We start from the raw sequence: 19601 nt of genomic DNA on the forward strand, positions 1-19601 counted from the left end.
GGTGGACGTTCTCAGTGACCTGCTGCACCGGGCGCGGGCCAGGAACGCGACGGTGCGCCGGCTCGTCCAGCGCCCGCCCTGGGCGATGTCCTTCGACGAAGCCCCGCCGCTCACCGTCGTCGCCACGCTGGGCGGGCACGCCTCGGTCCAACTCGCGATGACTTCTGCGCGTCTCTCCGCGGGGGACATCGCGCTCATCAGCGGGGTCGACGGCTACACGATCGCCGACAGCCCGTCCACGCCGCCGCAGGTGGTGATCAGCGGGGGACGGAAGTACGCGGTGGGCGGGGGAGAGGTGCATCGGAGCCTCGCGCCCCGCACCTACGGCGACGGGCTGTCCGGCGCGACGGTCATGCTCAGGGGGGCCTACGAGCTCAGGGGTGACGTGGGGGAGCGGCTGCTGGGCATGCTCCCTCCGCTGGCCGTGGTGCCCGCTGGTCCGCGGACCCGGGCGCCACTGGAGCTGCTGGCCGAGGAGGTGGGTCGCGACGAGCCCGGTCAGGACGCGGTGCTCGACCGGCTGCTCGACCTGGTCCTCGTCCTCGCACTGCGGGCGTGGTGCGCCAGGCCGGACGCGGCGTCACCCGCGTGGCACCGGGCGCTGGCGGATCCGGCGATCGGCGACGCGTTGCGGCTGCTGCACGAGGAGCCCGCGTTCCGGTGGACGGTGGGTGGGCTGGCCGGGAAGGTCGGCATGTCCCGCGCCGCCTTCGCCGCCCGCTTCACCGCTCTGGTCGGCGAGCCACCTCTCACGTATCTGACGGGGTGGCGGATGACCCTGGCCGCCGACCTCCTCCGCGACACCGACGCGACGGTCGCCGCGGTGGCCAGGACGGTCGGCTACGACGACCCGTTCGCCTTCAGCGTCGCCTTCAAACGCACCCGGGGCGCCACCCCCACCACCTGGCGCCAGACCTGGGGTTAGGCCACTGCCTTGGTGGTCCGTACGGCCAGCGTGGTCAGGACGGCCAGGGTCCCGGACACCTCACGCAGGATCGGGCTGACGAAGGCGATGCCCGTCGCGAGCGCCCAGAACCCGCCGATGCTCACCCCGACCAGGAACCGCGACGCCAGCAGCACCCGAAGTTCGGCGCGAGGGCCGCCAGCAGGTTCGCGAGAACGATCAGCGCGATCAGGCCGAGCAGCACGATCCGCCGGTCGAGCCGCCCGATCGCCACCGGGGGTGTGGGAGGTCTTTCGTCATTTGTTCTAACTCAGACCTGGATGACGCGGACGCCTGCCTCGCTGAAGCGGGTGACCTCCTCCGACGGCGCGGTCTCGTCGGTCACCAGGATGTTCAGGCGGTTCAGCGGCATGATCCGGGCGAACGCCTTGCGCCCCAGCTTGGACCCGTCCGCCACCACGATGACCGAGCGCGCCTTGGCCGCCATCAGCTGGCTGACCGCCGCCTCGCCCTCGTTGTTCGCGCTGGCCCCGTGCGAGGCGTCCAGCGCGTCCACCCCGATGATCGCCACGTCGAGCGCGATGCGCTCCAGCATGTCCGTGGCCACCGGCCCGACCAGCTCGTACGACTGCGCGCGGGCCGAGCCGCCGGTGGTGACGACGTGCAGGTGCGGGCGCACCACCAGCTCGTGCGCGATGTTGAGCGCGTTCGTGACCACGGTGAGCGCCGGTCCGCGCTGGTCCCTGCCCAGGTCGCCGCGGAGCCCCAGGGCGCGGGCCACCTCGGTCGTGGTGGTGCCGCCGTTGAGCCCCACGGTCGAGCCCGCCTCGACGAGCGCGGCGGCGGCCGCTCCGATGCGCTGCTTCTCCGGCGCGTGCTGGGCGACCTTGTAGCGCAGCGGCAGGTCGTAGGAGACGCTGTGCGCGGCGGCGCCGCCGCGCGTCCTGGTGAGGAGCTGCTGCGCGGCCAGCCCGTCGAAGTCGCGCCTGACCGTCGCGGTCGACACGTCGAGCTTGCGCGCCGTCTCCACCACGTCGAGCTGGCCCTGCTCGGCGATCAGCTCCAGGAGCACGTTCCAGCGTTCGTACCGGTTCACGCGGCCCATCATGCAGTTCCTGCGCGAAATGTGCAAAGATGTGCGGCAAATGCTCCATACCTCGTCGCTCGTGCTCCCGGTCTCCCCGCTCGGCCCGGAGAACCCGCTGCCGCCGCTGCGGACCCTTCCCGACCCGCGTGCCCGCCTGGAGACGGCGGCCGCGGACGCGGAGATGGCCGCCAACCTGGCCTACGGGCACGCCGAGTCGCTGCTGCCGTACACCTTCCAGGACGGATACGGCCGCGAGCGGACCGAGCGCGAGCTGAAGACGGCGGTGCTGGAGAACGGCATCCTGCGCGCGGAGTTCCTCCTGGAGTACGGCGGGCGCCTGCGCACCCTGACGCACACGCCGACCGGGCGTGAGCTGCTGCACGCGCCGCCGTTCCTGCAACTGGCCAACCTCGGGCTGCGCAACGCCTGGTTCGCCGGGGGAGTGGAGTGGAACCTCGGCACCACCGGGCACACCCCGCTGGTCTGCTCGCCCGTGCACGCGGCGCGGGTGACCAGGCAGGACGGCGTGCCGGTGCTGCGCATGTACGAGTGGGAGCGGATGCGCCGCCTGGTCTTCCAGATCGACGCCTGCCTGCCGCCCGGCTCGCCGGTGCTGCTCGTGCACGTGCGGGTGTTCAACCCGTTCACCGAGGAAGCGCCGGTCTACTGGTGGTCGAACGCGGCCGTGCCGCAGACCGAGGGCGGCCGCGTGCTCGCCCCGGCCACCCGCGCCTACCACTTCTCCTACGACGGCAGGCTCAGGCGGGTGCCCGTGCCGTCCTGGCACGAGCGCGACCAGTCCTACCCGGGCAGGAACGAGCAGGCCGCCGACTTCTTCTACGAGGTGCCGGACGGAGAGCGCCGCTGGATCGCCGCGGTCGACGCCGGCGGCGACGGGCTGGCGCAGGTCTCGACCGACCTGCTGCGCGGGCGCAAACACTTCCGCTGGGGCACGGCCGCCGCCGGTCGCAACTGGCAGGACTGGCTGTCCGGGCCGGGCAGGCCGTACCTGGAGATCCAGGCGGGACTGGCCCGCACCCAACTCGAACACCTGCGCCTGGCCCCGCGCTCGTCCTTCTCCTGGACGGAGGCCTACGGCCTCGTGCACGTGGACGGCGCGCACGAGGACTGGGCGAGCGCCACGCGCGCCGGTGCGGCGGCCGTGGACGGCCTGATCTCCCGCGAGAAGCTCGACCGGGAACACGAGGCGGCCGTACGGCTGGCGCAAGCCGTACCGGACGAGAGCCTGCACGTGGGCAGCGGCTGGGGCGCGCTGGAGCGCCGGGCCCTGGCCAAGCGGCGCAGCCGCGCCCTGAACCTGCCCGCCACGCCGTTCGCGGACGCCACCATCGGCCGCGACCAGCAGTCGTGGCTCGCCCTGGTGCGCAAGGGCACCATGCCCACCCCAGCGCCGTCGCTGCCGCCGTCGTCCTTCACCGTCGGCCCCGAGTGGCGCGCGCTGCTGGAGGCAGGGGAGAAGAACTGGTTCACCCTGCTCCACCTGGGCGTGAACCTCTACCACGACGGCGACCGCGAGGGAGCCCGCGCCGCCTGGGAGCAGTCGCTGGCCATGGCGGAGAACGCCTGGGCGCTGCGCAACCTCGCCCTGATGTCCGGCGACGCCGACCTCTACCTGCGCGCGCACGCCCTGTCACCCCGGCTGCGCCCGCTCACCATCGAGACCCTGCACGCGCTCATCGCCGCTGGACGGCCGGGCGACGCGCTCGCCCTCGTCGACCGGCTCGGCCCGGCCGACCGCTGGCACGGGCGGATCCGGGTGCTCGAGTGCCGCGCCGCCCTCGACCTGGGCGACCGGGCGCGGGCAAAGCGCGTGCTCGACACCGGGCTCGTCGTCGACGACCTGCGCGAGGGCGAGGACTCCCTCGACGGTCTGTGGTGGGACTTCCAGGGTCCCCAGGGTTCGCTGCCCTGCCTCTACGACTACAGCGTGAAGCAGTTCTGACGCTCCTTTTCCCGCATTCCCTGCACGATGTTGCATTTTTATGAGCACAATGCTGCAATCTACGCATGATGTGATCAAAGCGTTGCATTTGCTGCCTTGTTGGACCGGTAAAGCCCGCTTAGTGTTCCCGCACACGCTCCCCTGAAAGGTGACAACATGCGCGGAACCAAGCTCCTGGCGGCCGGTGCGGTTGCGGCCCTCGCCCTGACCGCCTGCGGGACCTCCACCCCCGCCCAGAAGGAGGGCGAGCAGTTCACCTACTGGTCGATGTGGAAGGAAACCGAGCCGCAGGCCAAGGTCATCAAGGCCGCGATCGAGAAGTTCCAGAAGGACACCGGGGTCAAGGTCACCGTCGAGTGGCAGGGCCGCGACGTGAAGACCAAGATCGGCCCGGCCATCGCGGCCAACAAGGCGCCCGACCTCATGGACCAGGGCGCCGACTCCATCTACACCTCGCTCGCCTCCAGCGGCCAGGCGGCCGACCTGTCCTCCGTCTACGACATGGAGGTGCCCGGCGAGGGCAAGAAGGTCTCCGACGTCCTGCCGGCGAAGTACATCGACGCGCTGCCCAAGGACCCCGAGGGCGTCAGCAAGTACGTGGTGCCCTACGAGCTGGTCTCGGCCGCCTACTACTACAACGGCGCCGACCCCGACCTGGCCACGCTGCCCGCCACGTGGGACGAGTTCGTCAAGCTCTGCGACACGCTCAAGGCCAAGGGCAAGGCCTGCGTCGCCTCGGACGGCGACAACGCCTGGACCAACGAGCTGCTGCTCGACTACCTGATCGTGCGCGACAACGGCAACGGGGCCCTGGGCAAGGCCGTCAACGACAAGACCGGCGCCGCCTGGGACCAGCCGGGGCTCAAGGAGTCGCTCAAGCGCGTCGAGGACTTCGTCAAGGCCGGATACATCCTCAAGGGCTACGACGCCAGCAAGTACCCGGCGCAGCAGACCAACTGGGCGCAGGGCAAGGCCGCCTTCCACCTGGACGGCAGCTGGGTGCCGAGCGAGGCGCAGGCCAACCTGGCCAGCGGCTTCAAGGTCAAGGCCATGCCGGTGCCGGCGACCAAGGGCGGCAACACCGAGGCGGACCTGGTCATGTTCGGCTTCGCCGTACCCAAGAAGGCCAAGAACCCGGAGCCGGCCAAGAAGTTCATGGCCTACTTCCTGAAGAAGGACGTGCTTTCCGGCATCTCCACCGAGGCCAAGAACATCACCCCGCGCGCCGACATCCCGGCCCCCGAGGAGCTGGCCGACGTGCAGAAGATGCTGACCGACAACCCGGCCCGCATCATCCTGGACAACGCGCCTGGCGACTACATGGACAAGGTGTTCACCCCCGCCTTCAACGACCTGTGGCTGGGCAAGGCGACCGCCGACCAGTTCGTGGCCAAGATCAAGGAAGCCCAGGTCTCCTACTGGAAGACCGCCGGCTGATGGTGGCACTCCGGATCGGGGTGGACCCGCTCGAACGGCAGCAGCGCAGGCTGTTCTGGCCGTTCGTCGGGCCCGCCCTGGCCTTCTACGTCACCCTCTTCCTCGCCCCCATCGCGTACGCGGCCTACACGAGCCTGTACAAGTGGGACGGCATGGGCGCCATGCAGTGGAAGGGCCTGGGCAACTACGAGATCCTGCTCAACGACCCGTCCTTCCACACCTCGGTGCTCAACACCCTGAAGATCATGGTGATCGGCGGGGTGGCGACGTTCGTCATCAGCTTCGCGCTGACGATGGCGCTGCGCGAGATGCGCGGCCGGATGTTCGCCCGGTCGGTCATGTTCTTCCCGAACCTGGTCAACGCGCTGGTCTTCGGCATCGCGGCGGGCTTCATCTTCGCTCCTGACGGGCCGGTCAACCAGCTGCTGCGGCTGTTCGGCGTCGACGCGGCGCCCAAGTGGCTGTCGGTCGACAACCTGCCCGCGATGATCATCGGCACGCTGGTCTGGACGTCCACCGGTTACTACACGACGATCATCATGGCGGCCGTCGACCAGATCCCGCGCTACCTCTACGAGGCGGCCGAGCTGGAGGGCGCCAACGCCTGGCAGCGGTTCCGCAACGTGACGCTGCCGCTGTCCTGGGACGTCGTCACCGTCTGCGCCGTGCTCTGGACGGTCAGCTCGGTGAAGGTCTTCGAGATCGTCATGCTGTTCGGCGGCGGCTCGACGGTGTCCAACGCGCCCGTGCAGACCTGGACCACCGCCATGTACGTCTACCTGTCGGCGTTCTCGCCCAGCTCCGTGCCCAAGTTCGGGCTGGCCGCCGCTGCCGCGATGGTGAGCCTCGTCATGGTCGGCCTCCTGGTGGTCCTGCTGCGGCGCATCATGCGCAGGGAACGGGTGATGATGTGAGGCGCGTCGGCTACGGCATCGTCTGGGCGCTGGTCGCCGCGGACATCGCGCTGCTCGTCTGGGTCGCCGTCACCTCGCTGCGCACCAGCAAGGACATCTTCCTGCAGCCGTTCGGCGCGCCCATCCCGCCGCAGGGCGGCAACTGGGCCAAGGCCTGGCTGGAGGGCGGCTTCGACGCCGCGGCGCTCAACAGCGTCGGCGTGGCCACCCTGTCCTCGCTCGTCGCCGTGGTGCTCGCGGCCCCGGCCGCCTATGCGCTCGCGCGGCGGCGCAACCGCACCTCCAACGCGCTGACCATGGTCTTCGCGCTCGGCCTCGGCGTGCCCGGCCAGGTGCTGCTGGTGCCGCTGTTCGTCGGGCTGGCAGCGGTGGAGCTGACCGACAGCTTCCTCGGGCTGACGCTCGTCTACATCGGGCTGGCCATGCCGTTCACCGTCTACCTGCTGACCGGGTTCTTCTCCGGCATCCCCGTGGTGCTCGAAGAGGCGGCGGCCATCGACGGGGCGACCGGCGTGCGGACCTTCGTGCGCGTCGTGCTGCCCGTGGCGCGCGGCGGGCTGATCACCGCGTTCCTGCTGCAGTTCATCGGGGCGTGGAACGAGACGCTGTTCGCCATCGCGCTGATGACCAGCGACGAGAAGGTGACGCTGCCCGTGGCCCTGGTCAACTTCGTGGGCCTGCAGCAGTACAGCGGGCGCGACTGGGGAACCATGTTCGCCGGCATCTGCATCATCCTGGCGCCGATGGTGGCGCTGTTCTCCTGGCTCGGCACCCGCATCATCCAGGGAATGACCGTAGGGATCGGGAAATGAACGCCTTACTGACCGTCTTCCTCGTCGCGCCGATGGCGGTCGCCGCCCCGGCCGCCACCACTCACTACGTCGACTGCTCGGGCGGGCAGGCGGGCGCCTACACCAGCCTCGCGCAGGTCAACGCCCTGGCCCTCGCCCCTGGCGACACCGTGCTGTTCAAGCGCGGCACCCGCTGCACGGGCACGCTGGCCCCGCGCGGCTCTGGCGCTGAGGGGTCGCCCATCAGGATCGACGCCTACGGCACCGGCGCCAAGCCCGGCATCGACGGCGCGGGCGCGCCGGACGCCGTCGTGCTGGACAACCAGCAGCAGTGGGAGATCCGCAACCTCGACGTCACCAACACCGCAGCGGGTACGGCCAGGCGGCGCGGCGTGCGGATCAGCGCCAAGGACGCGGGCACGCTGCGCCACCTCGTGCTCGAAGGCGTCGACGTGCACGACGTCAGCGGCGACGACAGCAAGGACGTCGACGGCTCGGCCGGCATCACCGCCTGGGTCGAGGGCGGCACGGTCCCGACCGTCTTCGACGACCTGCGCATCACCGGCAACACCGTGACCCACGCCGACAGGTCGGGCATCTTCCTGTTCTCCGACTGGAACCGCTCGGGATGGGGCAAGCGGCCCGGCCCGTACCACCCGTGGACCGAGGTCGTGGTCAGCGGCAACACCGTCACCGACGTCGGCGGCGACGGCATCGTGCTGGGCAGCGTCACCGGCGCGGTCGCCGAGCACAACAGGATCCAGGGTTTCCAGCGCCGCTCGGCCGGCTACAGCGCGGGCCTGTGGACGCACAACTCCGACGACGTGCTCTTCCAGTTCAACGAGGTGTCCGGCGGCGAGACCACCCGCGACGGCATGGCCTTCGACGTGGACCAGAACGCCTTCGGCACGGTCTTCCAGTACAACCACAGCCACGGCAACGCGGGCGGCTTCGCCCTGCTGTGCAACGCCGACGGCGTGATCAGGGGCGCGGTGCTGCGCTACAACCTCAGCGTCGACGACCGTTACCGCGGCGTGGAGAACTGCTCGGGGCCGATCGAGAGCGCCTCGGTCTACAACAACACCTTCGTCATCGGCGACGGCGTCTCGCAGACCGTGCTGAACGAGAACAACACCACGCGCAGGAACGTGCTGTTCGCCAACAACATCGTGCGCAAGACCGGAGCGGGGACGGCTTCGTTCACGCTGCGCTCCGGCGGCTACGCCGTACGCAACAACGTGATCAACGGCGCCTCCGCCCCTTCAGGCGCGACCGGCACGATCACCGCCGACCCGCTGCTCGCCGCCGACCACCGCGTCAGCGCGGGATCACCGGCGCTGCGCGCGGGCCAGACGGTCAGCGGGAACGGCGGGCGCGACTACTTCGGCGGTCCCGTGCCCGCGCTCTGCGCCCCCGACATCGGCCTGCACCAGCTGTCCGCCTTCGACGACAGCACCTGCTCACGGCCGGAACTCCTCGCCAACGGCGGGTTCGAAACGGGCAACCTGAGCTCCTGGGCCTCCGCCAAGGCGGCGGTCGTCACCGGCCAGGCGCACACCGGCACGTACGCGGTGCGGCTCAGCGGCTCGCCCGCCACCGTCGAGCAGGTCGTCGCGCTGAAACCGGCCACCACCTACACGCTGTCCGGCTGGGCCAAGGGCGGCGAGGTGCTGCTCGGCGTCAAGGGGTACGGCGGCGCCCAGCTGACCGCGCCGATCTCCGGATCCGCCTACAGCCAGGCCAGCCTCACCTTCACCACCGGCCCGAGCACCACCGGCGCCACGATCTTCTGCTACCGGCACACGGGCACGGGCACCGCCTTCTGCGACGACCTGTCCGTCCGCTGACCACCACACTCGGGGAACCATCATGACCAGCGCACTCAGGCTCGACACCCTGCGGCTGCCCGCAGCCGACCCGCCCACGCCGAGCCCCCTGCCGATCCTGCGCGGCACCGGCGTCAGGCGGGGGCTCGTCGGCGCGGACGAGGAGATGACCGCCCAGCTCGGGTACGGCCAGCCGCACACGCTGCTGCCGTACACGATGCAGGACGGCTACACCCGCGACCGCACCGAGCGTGACCTGCCCGTCGTGGTGCTGGAGAACGAGCACCTGACCGCCACCTTCCTCCCGTCGTACGGCGGGCGGCTGTGGTCCCTCGTGCACCGGGAGTCGGGGCGGGAGCTGCTGCACAGGAACCCGATCCTGCAACCGGCCAACCTGGCGCTGCGCGACGCGTGGTTCGCCGGGGGCGTGGAGTGGAACCTCGGCGCGACCGGCCACTGGCCGCTCACCTGCTCGCCCCTGCACGCCGTACGGCTGGCCAGGCCGGACGGGACGCCGGTGCTGCGGATGTACGAGTTCGAGCGGATGCGGCGGCTCGTGGTGCGGATCGACGCCTGGCTGCCGGAGGACTCCCCGGTGCTCATGGTCGAGGTGACGCTGACCAACCCGTCGGCGGACACGGTGCCCGCCTACTGGTGGTCGAACATCGCGGTTCCCGAGGCGGAGGGGGTGCGGGTGCTGGCACCCGCCTCCCGCGCCTACCACTTCGACTACACCGAGGCGCTGCGGCTGGTGGACTTCCCGGTGCTCGACGGGGTGGACCGCAGCTACACCACCGGGGTGCCCACGGCGGCCGACTACTTCTTCGACCTGCCTGCCGGGGCGCGCCCGTGGATCGCGGCGCTCGACGGCGAGGGCAAGGGGCTCGTGCAGGCCTCGACCGGGCTGCTGCGCGGGCGCAAGCTGTTCCACTGGGGGACCGGGCAGGGCGGGGCGCGCTGGCAGGAGTGGCTGAGCGGGCCGTCCGCCCCTTACCTGGAGATCCAGGCAGGGCTGGCGCGCACGCAACTGGAGCACGTGCCCATGCCGGGCGGCGCCGAGTGGAGCTGGGTGGAGGCGTACGGCCTGCTGGAGGTGGACCCGGCGCTGGTGCACGGCCCGTGGGAGGCGGCGGTGTCCGCCGCCTCGGCAGCCGTCGAACGCCTGGGCCCGCTCACGCCCTCCGGCGCCGTCGGGGAGGCCGAGGTGCTCTCCCGTGGGTCGGCCTGGGGGGCTCTGGAAGACCTGGGCGTCGACTTCGGCGAGCTCGGCGCCGAGCAGCTCCCGTGGAGGGAACTGCTCGACACCGGCAGGCTGCCCGTCAGTGACCCGCCCGCAGCGCCGGTGACCGGGCAGCGGTGGCTCGACCTGCTGGAGAAGCACCCGGCCGACTGGCACGCCCGCTACCACCTGGGGTTGCTGCGGTACGCGCTCGGCGACCTGGAAGGGGCCTCCGTGGCGTGGCAGGAGTCCCTGGGGCTGTGCCGTACGCCGTGGGCGTTGCGGTGCGTGGCGGAGAGCGCGCGGCTGGCCGGGGGACGGTCGGCCGACCTGCTCCTGGAGGCCCACGCGCTGGCCCCGTCCGTCGTGGCGCTCAGCGTGGAGACCGTGCGCGCGCTGGTCGCCGATGACCGGTGCGCCGAGGCGCTGACGGTTATCGACGCGCTCGGCGACGAGCAGCGGGCGCTGGGCCGGATGCGCCTCCTCGAAGCCCAGGCCGCGCTGGGCGCCCAGGACCTCGACCGCGTCGAGGCCCTCCTGAACGAGGGGATCGTGGTCGACAACCTCAGGGAAGGCGAGGACTCCCTCGACTCCCTGTGGTTCCGCTACCAGGAACTACGCAACCCCGGCCAGGACCCCGCCCCCCTCCCGGAGAGCCTCGACTTCCGCATGCACTAACGCCGGGGATCGAGGACGAGCTTGCCTGTCGTCCTGCGTCCGGCCAGCTCCGCGTGGACCTCCCGCACCTGCGACATCGGGAAGTCACCGCCGCGCACCACGCGGAGCTGTCCCGACGCGACCTGCTTGGCCATCTCCGCGTAGGCCGCGGTGAGCACGTCGCGCCGGGCGAAGGCGTGGATGAGCCAGAACCCGCTCACCGTCGCCGACCCCCGCTGCAGCTCGCGCGGCTCCACCGGCGTGGGCGCCACCCCACCGGCCATGCCGTAGAACGCCAGCCGCCCGAACGGCGCCAGCGCCGCGACACTCTGGTCGGTGACGCGCCCGCCGGTCATCTCCAGCACCACGTCCACCGGCTTCCCGCCGTTGGCCGCGCACAATGCTGCCGTGAGGTCATCCTCGGCGGGATCCACGGCCGCGTCGGCGCCCAGCGACACCGCCAGGTCCCGCTTGTCCTGCGCGCTCGCCGTCGCGATCACCCGGCCCGCCCCGGCCAGCCTGGCCAGTTGCACGGCGAGGCTCCCGACCCCACCTGCCGCCGCGTGCACGACCACGCTGTCGCCCGGCCGTACCCGCCCGGTGTGGTTGACCAGCCACCACGCCGTCAGCCCCTGGGCCAGCAGCGCGACGGCCGAGACGTCGTCGAGGTCGTCAGGCACTTCGAACGCGTAGCCCTCGCTGACGACCGCACGCTCGGCGTAGCCGCCCCGCTCCGTCATCGCGGCCAGCCGCCTGCCGTCCGCCGCCGTGCCGACGACCTCGCCGCCCGGCACCAGCGGCAGCGTGGCCGCCGTGATGTAGCCGTTCTCCCGCATCAGCGTGTCGGCGAAGTTGACCCCGCTCCGCGCCACCTCCACCAGGACCTCGCCGGGACCCGCCACGGGCTCAGGCACGTCGTCGCGCACGACCACGACCTCCGGGCCGCCGAACTCGGTGATCTGCACCGCTCTCATGAGCACTCCTCTGGTACGCCGTACAAACTGGTACTCCGTACCATAAGGGATGGTGTTCGGCGGCGCTAGACTGCAGTCGTGCAAGAGCCCACCCTCCGCGCCAGGAAGCAGCGGCGCGCCCGCGACGAGATCGTCGAGGCCGCCTTCGACCTGTTCGACGAGCGCGGCTACGCCGACGTGACGGTCGCCGACATCGCGGCGCGGGCCGAGGCGGGCCGCACCACGTTCTTCCGCTACTTCGGCGACAAGCAGGAGGTCGTCTTCGCCAACGAGCAGGAGTGGCTGGACGGCGTCAGCGCACGTCTCGCGTTCGACGAACCTCCCTCGCTGGGCCAGGCGCTGACGCTCATGCGCGAGCTCACCCTCGCTCTCTGCGCGCAGGCGACCGCCGACGCCGCCCACTACGCCAGGCGGGAACGGCTCATCGCCGCCAACCCCGAGCTGGGCGACCGCGCGGCGCGCAAGCAGCGCCGCCTCGCCGAGCTGCTCGCAGGACACCTGCGCGAAGGAGGCGCGTCGGAGGAGACCGCGACGCTCGCCCCGCTGGTCGCGCTGGCCTGTTACAACACCGGGCGAGCCGTCGCCGGGTTCGACCCCGCCGCGCTCGGGCCGAGGGTGGCAGCCGCGTTCGACGCCCTGGAGATCTGACCCGGCACGCCGGGTACCCTCGTGCAGATGAATCCGTTGGCGGCAGGCGACCCCCAGCGCATCGGGGACTTCTGGCTGGCAGGTCGGCTCGGCGCGGGCGGGCAGGGCGTGGTCTACGACGCCTACGACGGCGAGGGCCGCCGGGTGGCGCTCAAGGTGCTGCACGAGGGCGACCGCGACCAGCTGACCAGGGAGGCGACGGCCGCCCAGCGGGTCGCCTCGTTCTGCACCGCCCGCATCCTGGGCGTCGACCTGGACGGCAGCAGGCCGTACATCGTCAGCGAGTACGTCCCGGGCCCCAGCCTGCGCACCGCCCGGCGGATCTTCACCGGCGACGACCTCTACCGGCTCGGCACCGCGATCGCCACCGCGCTGTCGGCCATCCACGAGGCCGGGGTCGTGCACCGCGACCTCAAGCCGGACAACGTGCTGCTCAGCCCCGACGGCCCGCGGGTGATCGACTTCGGCATCGCCCGCACCGACGACATGTCCCTCAGCGCCACCGGCGCCGTGTCAGGCACGCCGACCTACATGGCGCCCGAGGTGTTCACCGGCCAGCGCGCCGGAGCCAAGGCCGACGTGTTCGCCTGGGGCGCGATCATGGTGTTCGCCGCCACGGGCGAGGACCCGTTCAGGGCCGACAACCTGGGCAGCGTGATGCACCGGGTGCTGTCGGAGCAGCCAGACCTGAGCGCCGTCCCGCAGAACCTGCGCCCGCTGGTGGCCGCGGCCCTGGCCAAGGACCCGGCGCGGCGGCCCTCCTCGCGCGACCTGCTGCTCGCCCTGGTCAGCGGCAACAGCGCCGACCTCCGCGTCCTGCTCACCGAGGGCAGCAGGACCGCCAGCGGGGTGCGCGGCGAGGCGGGCGACCCCGAGCTGGGCGCGCTGGCCGAGCAGGCCTTCGCGGCGCTGCCGCAGGCCGAGCAGGAGCTGGTGCCGGAGATCTTCCTGCGGCTGGTCACCGTGGGCGAGGACGGCTGGGAGGCGGCGCGGCCGGCGCACCGCGACGAGCTGATGGCAGGGCGGCCCGCCGACGAGGTCGAGCACATCCTGCGGGTGTTCTCCTACGTGCTGACCGAGGAGGACGGGCTCGTCGCGCTGTCCAGGCCGGGGCTGCTGCGCGCCTGGCGGCGGCTGCGCCAGTGGGTCGACGCCGAGCGCGACGGCCTGGCCGTACTCGGGCAGATCAGTAACGCGGCGCGGCACTGGGCCGACCACGGGCGGCGCGACGGCGACGTGCTGCAGGGCAGCCGCCTGGAGAGCGCGCTGAGCTGGGCCGTGGCCGGGCGCCGCCACATCACCCTGACCCCGCAGGAACGCGACTTCCTCAACGCCGCCACCCAGGCCACCCGCAGGCGCGCGCGGCGCAGGCGGCTGGCCATCGGCGCGCTGGCCGCCCTGCTCGTGGTGGCCGTCGCGGCAGGGGCCTTCGCCGTACGGCAGGGCCAGGTGGCCGCGGCTGGCCGCGACGTGGCCAGCGGCCGCCAGGCGGCCGCCGAGGCCGACCGGCTGCGCACCACCGACCCGGTCCTGGCGATGTTGCTCAGCACGGCCGCCTGGCGGCTCGCGCCCGGCGCGGACACCCGCGCCAGCCTCATGGCGTCGCTGGTGCAGCCGGAGAGCGCCGTCTTCAGGCAGCCCCCGGCCAAGGGCCCGTCGGTGCGCGCGGTCAGCCAGGACGGGCGGCTGCTGGCCAGCGCCGCGACCGAGGGCGTGCGCCTCTACGACGTCGCCTCAGGTCGCCAGACGGGCTCGTGGAGCTGGTCGGGCGTCACCCCGCTGAGCGCCGCGCTCGACGCGGGCGGCAAGGCGCTCGCCGTCGTCACCCAGGGCGCGGTCACCGTCTGGGACACCGCGACGGGAAAGAAGCTCGGCAGCCACCCGATCCCGCTCGGCAGCGGTCTGGCGATCCCGTCGTTCGGGCTCAGCCCGACGACGCTGGCGGTCGCCCGCCTGGGCGACGTGGAGTTCCTCTGGGACTACCGCACAGGCCACGTCGTCCCCACGCCGCTGACCGGCACGGAGTCCATCGCCATCGCCCCGGACGGCCGCACCTACGCGGGCGTCGGCTCGGCCGCTCTCCCCAAGGGGTGCGGGCCGATGATGACCTACAGCCACGACGGCCGCCACTTCCTCTGCGCGGGCGAGCTGATCAGGCGGTTCGAGGTGGCCACCGGCCGCGAGGTCAAGCCGAAGGACGCCGAGTACTGGCCGTGGGGCCAGCGCGACGGCGAGGCGGCCAACGCCACCCACCGCGGGATCAGGCTCAACGCGAGCGACACCGAGCTGCTCGGCTTCGCCGACGAGACCATCAGGGTCTGGGACGTCGAGACCGGCGACGAGCGCTTCTCCCACACGGCCGACGGGCCGATCGAGGACGCCTGGTTCGACCCGTCCGACCAGGCCGTCCGCTACCTCCAGGACGACGCGGTCGTCACGCTCGACCTGCGCCCCCGGGTCACCTCGACCCGGATGCCGAAGGGCGAGACCGCGCTCGGGCTGAGCCAGGACGGGCGCTGGGCCGTCTCAGCGCCGGAGGGCGACAAGCCGATGCGGCTGTGGGACGTCCGCGCCCGCCGCTTCACCGGCGAGCTGCCCGGCGGCGTCGAGGTCGGCAAGGGCGTCGTGTTCGACCGCGCGGCGACCACGATGGTGACCACGCTCGGCACCTCTACGCTGGCCGCGTGGGACACCGGCGGCCGCAGGCAGCTCTGGAAGCACGAGCTCGCCGAGGGCATCCAGGTCAACGACTTCACCTTCAGCCCCGACGGGAAGATGCTCGTCGTCGCGCTGCAGGAGCCCTACCCCGACGGCCACCCGGCCCGCGACCACCTCCTCGAACTCGACGCCCGCACCGGCAGGGAGATCAGGAAGCTCGCCACGTCCGCGCCGCCTGGGCTGGCCTTCGGCGCGGACGGCAGGTCGCTGATCCTGGCCGACGGCCGCATCGTCGACGTCACCACCGGCAAGCCGGTGGGGTCCGGCTTCAACACCGCGGGCGGCCTCGTCGCCGCCAGCCCGGTCGGTCCGATGATGGCGGTCACCGGCACCGAGGGCACGGTCGCCATCTGGGACGTGTCCCGCCAGGCGCCGGTGCCGCCGGTGCTGCACGGGGCGCCCAGGATGTCGCCCGACCAGCTCGCCTTCAGCGGGGACGGCACGCTGGTCGCGACCTACAGCTCCGAGTCGGAGTCGGGGCAGACGGTCGTGCAGGTGTGGGACGTCGCCACCAAGCGCCGCCTGGTCGCGGTGCCGCTGCACGGCGACTTCCCCGAGGGCGGCCTCGCCTTCACCGCCGACGGGTCGAGCCTGGTCGCCCAGGACCAGCAGGGCACGCTGACCACGATCCCGGTCGGCGGCGACCGCGCGGCCGCCGCCGTGTGCGCGCGGGCGGGCCGTACGCTGACGGACGCGGAATGGGCGGCCCACCTGCCCGACGTGCCGAAGCGGAAGGTCTGCTAGCGGTCCACGATCTCGTTCTTGCCGATCACCACGATGCCGCCGCGGGTGACGGCGAAGCGGGTGCGGTCGTAGTCGAGGTCGAACCCGATCCGGGCGCCGTCCGGAATCACCACGTTCTTGTCGATGATGGCCTTGCGCACGATCGCGCCCCGCCCCACCTTCACGTTGTCCATCAGCACCGAGTCCTCCACCAGCGAGTGCGAGTGCAGCACCACCTTCGGCGACAGGATGGACCGCTGGGCCGTGCCGCCGGAGACGATCACGCCGGGGGAGACGAGCGAGTCGATCGCCCGGCCCACCCGGTCGCCGTCGTTGTGCACGAACTTGGCCGGGGGCAGCGGGTCGTGGCCGGTGTAGATCGGCCACTGGTCGTTGTAAAGGTTGAACACCGGGTGCGCCGAGATGAGGTCCATGTGCGCCTCGTAGTAGGCGTCGAGCGTTCCGACGTCGCGCCAGTAGCCGCGGTCGCGCTCGCTGGACCCCGGCACCACGTTGTTGGCGAAGTCGTACACCTCGGCGCCGCCCGCCTTGACCATCATCGGGATGATGTTGCCGCCCAGGTCGTGCTTGCTCGTCGGGTCGAGCGCGTCCTCGCGCACCGCGTCGATCATCGCCTGCGTCTTGAACACGTAGTTGCCCATCGAGGCGTACACCTCGTCGGGCGAGTCGGCCAGCCCGACCGCGTCCTTCGGCTTCTCGCGGAACGCCACGATCCGGTGGCCGGCCGGGTCGGTCTCGATCACGCCGAACTGGTCGGCCAGCGCCAGCGGCTGCCTGATCGCCGCCACGGTCACGTCCGCGCCGGACTCGACGTGCTGGGCGACCATCTGGCGCGGGTCCATGCGGTAGATGTGGTCGGCGCCGAACACGATCACGTGCTCGGGCATCTCGTCGTAGATCAGGTTGAGGTTCTGGAACAGCGCGTCGGCGCTGCCGGAGAACCAGCGCGGCCCGAGGCGCTGCTGGGCGGGGACCGGGGTCACGTAGTTGCCCAGCATCGCCGACAGCCGCCAGGTGCGCGACACGTGGCGGTCCAGGCTGTGGTTCTTGTACTGGGTGAGGACGACGATCTTCAGGTAGTGCCCGTTGGCCAGGTTGGACAGCACGAAGTCGATCAGCCGGTACATGCCGCCGAACGGCACGGCGGGCTTCGCCCGATCGGCCGTGAGCGGCATCAGCCGCTTTCCCTCTCCACCGGCGAGTACGACTGCGAGGACCCTGGGCGACGTCATGACCAGGACGTTACCCCGAAACGGCACATTCAGCCGAGCAGGGCCACGATCCTCTCATACAGCCCGTTGCCCACCACGCCCACGAACAGGCCGCCGGCGAACCTGGTGAGCACGCCGAGGGCCTTCTTCACCTTCGTGGGCTCGGGCTCCGCCGCCGACGCCTGCTCGCGCAGCTCCTTGAGCGCCTTCTCGACGGCCTTCCTGTCCTCGCTGTCCGCCAGCCGGTCGCTGTGCGCGTCGACGTACTCCAGCACCTCGGTGAGCAGGGGGCGCAGGTGGATCTCGTTGTGCACGGCGTCGCCGGTGCCGCCGATGACCGAGTGGTTGATGCTGGAGTTGTTGATGTTGATCTGCGTCACGGGGCCTCCTTGCCACGGGGATTCGTCGGCGTTCCTCCAGGCGACGCCGAGCGTGGTCAGCCTGATCCGCCTCGGCGGCGGGACCGGCGCGCGGAGCAGCCTGCGTAGCCGCGTCCACGCCTCGAAGGACCGGTCGCGCTCCTCGCGCTCGGCCAGCCTGGTCATCAGGCACGCGCGCAGGGCGTCCTGCGCCTGTGCCTCGGGTACGTCGGCCTCGGGCCGCCAGTCCTCGTCCAGCGCCTTCAGCAGGTCCGCGATGCCTCCACCCCCCTCGGCGAGCGGCCGGCGGCGGGCGATGCGGTAGAAGAAGTCATCCAGATGCGGCTCGATCGGCTCGTCGCGGCCCACCACGTGGAAGGTGACCGTCCTGCCGTCCGCCGATCTGACCGCGGTGACCAGTGGCAGGAACTGCGGCTCAGGCTCGTCGTCGAGCGCGGGTTGTTCCGGGTGGGCGGCGTCGTCCTTGGCCCTGAGCATCCTCAGCTCGTGGTCGCGCTGCCGTTTCGCGTTGCGCTCCCTGACCGGGCGCGCCACCTTGTCGTGCTCGGACACCCGGCAGATCCAGTCGCCCGGCCGCAACTCGCCCGCCCTGATCTCGTCGTGCGCGTCCCCTTCGCGGGGAAAGGCAGCCTCCGGGATCGTCTCCGCGTGTCCCGCCCGCTCGGCGCGCAGCGTCAGCAGCTCCTGCGCGTCCACGAGCACGGCCACCAGCACGCCCGCGCCCAGCCCGATCGCCAGCGCCCAGGAGGGCGACCCCGTGGCCAGCCCGCCGACGACCGCGGCGGGAAGGGCGAACCAGGAGGTGTACAGCAGGACGGCGAGCGTGGGGTCCAGGTCGGACGCTGCCGAGGCGATGGCCGCGGGGCTCAGACGTTGATCGTCACGGGGGGCGCGAGTCACACGATCATTATGTCGGGTATTAGGCTCGTCGGCGTGCGCGTAGATCTGCTGAGCCGTGAATATCCCCCCGAGGTGTACGGCGGTGCCGGCGTGCACATGGAATACCTGGCCGGGCAGCTCAGACGCCTGGCCGACGTCCGGGTGCGCTGCTTCGGCGCCCCGCGCGAGGAGGACGGCGTCGCCGCCTACCGCGTGCCCGGCGGGCTGGAGACGGCCAACCCGGCGCTGCAGGTGCTCGGCGTCGACCTCGAGATGGCCGCCGCCTGCGAGGGCGCCGACCTCGTGCACAGCCACACCTGGTACGCCAACTTCGCCGGGCACCTGGCCAAGCTCCTGTACGGCACGCCGCACGTCGTCACCACCCACAGCCTCGAACCGCTGCGCCCCTGGAAGGCCGAGCAGCTCGGCGGCGGCTACACGCTGTCGTCCTGGGCCGAGCGCACCGCGCTGGCGTCGGCCGACGCGGTCATCGCGGTGTCGGCCGGCATGCGCAGGGACGTCCTTGCCGCCTACCCGGAGATCGCCCCGGACCGGGTGTCGGTGATCCACAACGGCATCGACACCGCCGAGTACGCCCCTGACCCCGGGCTCGACGTGCTGGCCAAGCACGGTATCGACCCGGCCAGGCCGTACGTCGTCTTCGTGGGCCGGATCACCAGGCAGAAGGGCCTCGTGCACCTGCTGCGCGCGGCCAGGTCCTTCGCGCCGGAGGCGCAGGTCGTGCTCTGCGCGGGAGCGCCGGACACGCCCGAGATCGCCGCGGAGGTGCGCGGGCTGGTCGAGGGGCTCGACAGGGACGGCGTGTTCTGGATCTCCGAGATGCTGCCCAAGCCCGAGGTCATCCAGCTGCTCACGCACGCGCGGGTGTTCGTCTGCCCGTCCGTCTACGAGCCGATGGGCATCGTCAACCTGGAGGCCATGGCGTGCGAGACCGCCGTGGTCGCCACTGCCACCGGCGGGATCCCCGAGGTGGTGGCCGACGGCGTGACCGGGCTGCTCGTGCCCATCGACCAGGGCGCGGACGGCGAGCCGTACGACCCTGACCGCTTCGCCGCCGACCTGGCCGAGCGGGTCAACGAGCTGCTCGGCGACGCCGCGCGCGCCGCCGCCATGGGCAAGGCGGGCAGGGAACGCGCGGTCGAGCACTTCTCCTGGCAGCGCATCGCGGAACGCACGATGGAGCTCTACGCGACGCTGCTCTGACCCTGCCTTGTTCTAACCCAGCCTT

The 19601-nt window shown here is 71.8% G+C and carries 16 protein-coding genes; 10 read left to right on the top strand and 6 right to left on the bottom strand.

Going from position 1 to position 19601, the window contains the following annotated elements; translation table 11 throughout:
• Position 1: 1 nt before the first annotated feature.
• Entirely contained in the window at positions 2 to 925 is a 924-nt protein-coding gene (locus ACIBG8_RS35250) for an AraC family transcriptional regulator (protein ID WP_397347425.1), read from the top strand.
• Here the strand turns inward: ACIBG8_RS35250 and ACIBG8_RS35255 are convergent.
• The 3 genes from ACIBG8_RS35255 to ACIBG8_RS35265 are packed head-to-tail and all read right to left on the bottom strand — an operon-like array spanning position 922 to position 2000.
• Positions 922 to 1080, bottom strand: a complete 159-nt coding sequence (locus ACIBG8_RS35255; protein WP_397347426.1) for a hypothetical protein — start codon at positions 1078 to 1080, stop codon at positions 922 to 924. The two genes, ACIBG8_RS35250 and ACIBG8_RS35255, sit on opposite strands and share 4 nt — an antisense overlap.
• The gene (locus ACIBG8_RS35260) at positions 1047 to 1178 is read right to left on the bottom strand and encodes a hypothetical protein (protein ID WP_397347427.1); all 132 of its coding nucleotides are present in this window, start codon (positions 1176 to 1178) and stop codon (positions 1047 to 1049) included. The genes ACIBG8_RS35255 and ACIBG8_RS35260 overlap by 34 nt, the downstream gene beginning before the upstream one ends.
• A 36-nt stretch (positions 1179 to 1214) precedes the next feature.
• Positions 1215 to 2000 carry a DeoR/GlpR family DNA-binding transcription regulator gene (locus ACIBG8_RS35265; protein ID WP_397347428.1) on the bottom strand — a complete coding sequence of 262 codons (786 nt, stop codon included), beginning with the start codon at positions 1998 to 2000 and terminating at the stop codon, positions 1215 to 1217.
• A gap of 49 nt (positions 2001 to 2049) precedes the next feature.
• Between ACIBG8_RS35265 and ACIBG8_RS35270 the strand changes: the two genes are divergently transcribed.
• The 6 genes from ACIBG8_RS35270 to ACIBG8_RS35295 all read left to right on the top strand — a co-directional run bounded on the left by ACIBG8_RS35270 (position 2050) and on the right by ACIBG8_RS35295 (position 10819).
• Positions 2050 to 3954, top strand: coding sequence for a DUF5107 domain-containing protein (locus ACIBG8_RS35270; RefSeq protein WP_397347429.1), 1905 nt, complete (start codon positions 2050 to 2052; stop codon positions 3952 to 3954).
• A gap of 156 nt (positions 3955 to 4110) precedes the next feature.
• Positions 4111 to 5391 (top strand): extracellular solute-binding protein, encoded by a 1281-nt coding sequence (locus tag ACIBG8_RS35275; protein WP_397347430.1) that lies wholly within the window; start codon positions 4111 to 4113, stop codon positions 5389 to 5391.
• Positions 5391 to 6305 carry a carbohydrate ABC transporter permease gene (locus ACIBG8_RS35280; protein ID WP_397347433.1) on the top strand — a complete coding sequence of 305 codons (915 nt, stop codon included), beginning with the start codon at positions 5391 to 5393 and terminating at the stop codon, positions 6303 to 6305. Before ACIBG8_RS35275 ends, ACIBG8_RS35280 begins: the two co-directional genes overlap by 1 nt.
• Positions 6302 to 7117 (top strand): carbohydrate ABC transporter permease, encoded by an 816-nt coding sequence (locus tag ACIBG8_RS35285; protein WP_397347434.1) that lies wholly within the window; start codon positions 6302 to 6304, stop codon positions 7115 to 7117. The genes ACIBG8_RS35280 and ACIBG8_RS35285 overlap by 4 nt, the downstream gene beginning before the upstream one ends.
• On the top strand, positions 7114 to 8943 hold the full coding sequence (locus ACIBG8_RS35290; RefSeq protein WP_397347435.1) for a right-handed parallel beta-helix repeat-containing protein: 1830 nt from the start codon (positions 7114 to 7116) through the stop codon (positions 8941 to 8943). The genes ACIBG8_RS35285 and ACIBG8_RS35290 overlap by 4 nt, the downstream gene beginning before the upstream one ends.
• A 22-nt stretch (positions 8944 to 8965) precedes the next feature.
• The gene (locus tag ACIBG8_RS35295; RefSeq protein WP_397347436.1) at positions 8966 to 10819 is read left to right on the top strand and encodes a DUF5107 domain-containing protein; all 1854 of its coding nucleotides are present in this window, start codon (positions 8966 to 8968) and stop codon (positions 10817 to 10819) included.
• Here the strand turns inward: ACIBG8_RS35295 and ACIBG8_RS35300 are convergent.
• A complete protein-coding gene (locus ACIBG8_RS35300) occupies positions 10816 to 11772 on the bottom strand; it encodes a zinc-binding alcohol dehydrogenase family protein (RefSeq protein WP_397347437.1) in 957 nt (318 codons plus the stop codon). The two genes, ACIBG8_RS35295 and ACIBG8_RS35300, sit on opposite strands and share 4 nt — an antisense overlap.
• A gap of 78 nt (positions 11773 to 11850) precedes the next feature.
• Here ACIBG8_RS35300 and ACIBG8_RS35305 point away from each other — a divergent pair, with 78 nt between their 5' ends.
• Both ACIBG8_RS35305 and ACIBG8_RS35310 read left to right on the top strand, forming a co-directional pair.
• Entirely contained in the window at positions 11851 to 12420 is a 570-nt protein-coding gene (locus tag ACIBG8_RS35305) for a TetR/AcrR family transcriptional regulator (protein ID WP_397347438.1), read from the top strand.
• 27 nt (positions 12421 to 12447) lie between these two features.
• Positions 12448 to 15882 (top strand): protein kinase, encoded by a 3435-nt coding sequence (locus ACIBG8_RS35310; RefSeq protein ID WP_397347439.1) that lies wholly within the window; start codon positions 12448 to 12450, stop codon positions 15880 to 15882.
• Here the strand turns inward: ACIBG8_RS35310 and glgC are convergent.
• Positions 15879 to 17114, bottom strand: coding sequence for a glucose-1-phosphate adenylyltransferase (gene glgC / locus ACIBG8_RS35315; RefSeq protein ID WP_397347440.1), 1236 nt, complete (start codon positions 17112 to 17114; stop codon positions 15879 to 15881). The genes ACIBG8_RS35310 and glgC overlap by 4 nt on opposite strands.
• A gap of 29 nt (positions 17115 to 17143) precedes the next feature.
• Entirely contained in the window at positions 17144 to 18373 is a 1230-nt protein-coding gene (locus ACIBG8_RS35320; protein WP_397347442.1) for a hypothetical protein, read from the bottom strand.
• Positions 18374 to 18406: 33 nt separating this feature from the next.
• On the opposite strand from ACIBG8_RS35320, the gene glgA reads away from it, so the two are divergent.
• Complete coding sequence (gene glgA / locus ACIBG8_RS35325; RefSeq protein ID WP_397347444.1) at positions 18407 to 19576, top strand: glycogen synthase; 1170 nt, start codon at positions 18407 to 18409, stop codon at positions 19574 to 19576.
• Positions 19577 to 19601 lie beyond the last annotated feature (25 nt).

The sequence above is a fragment of the Nonomuraea sp. NPDC050556 genome (assembly GCF_044457355.1).
In the GTDB taxonomy this organism is placed as follows: domain Bacteria; phylum Actinomycetota; class Actinomycetes; order Streptosporangiales; family Streptosporangiaceae; genus Nonomuraea.

What these genes read in the sequence shown, in the direction of transcription:
- ACIBG8_RS35275 (WP_397347430.1), top strand. Translation starts at nt 4,111, where the DNA reads ATGCGCGGAACCAAGCTCCTGGCGGCCGGTGCGGTTGCGGCCCTCGCC.
- ACIBG8_RS35280 (WP_397347433.1), top strand. Translation starts at nt 5,391, where the DNA reads ATGGTGGCACTCCGGATCGGGGTGGACCCGCTCGAACGGCAGCAGCGC.
- glgC (WP_397347440.1), bottom strand. Translation starts at nt 17,114, where the DNA reads ATGACGTCGCCCAGGGTCCTCGCAGTCGTACTCGCCGGTGGAGAGGGA.
- ACIBG8_RS35300 (WP_397347437.1), bottom strand. Translation starts at nt 11,772, where the DNA reads ATGAGAGCGGTGCAGATCACCGAGTTCGGCGGCCCGGAGGTCGTGGTC.
- ACIBG8_RS35270 (WP_397347429.1), top strand. Translation starts at nt 2,050, where the DNA reads ATGCTCCATACCTCGTCGCTCGTGCTCCCGGTCTCCCCGCTCGGCCCG.
- ACIBG8_RS35290 (WP_397347435.1), top strand. Translation starts at nt 7,114, where the DNA reads ATGAACGCCTTACTGACCGTCTTCCTCGTCGCGCCGATGGCGGTCGCC.
- ACIBG8_RS35295 (WP_397347436.1), top strand. Translation starts at nt 8,966, where the DNA reads ATGACCAGCGCACTCAGGCTCGACACCCTGCGGCTGCCCGCAGCCGAC.
- ACIBG8_RS35310 (WP_397347439.1), top strand. Translation starts at nt 12,448, where the DNA reads ATGAATCCGTTGGCGGCAGGCGACCCCCAGCGCATCGGGGACTTCTGG.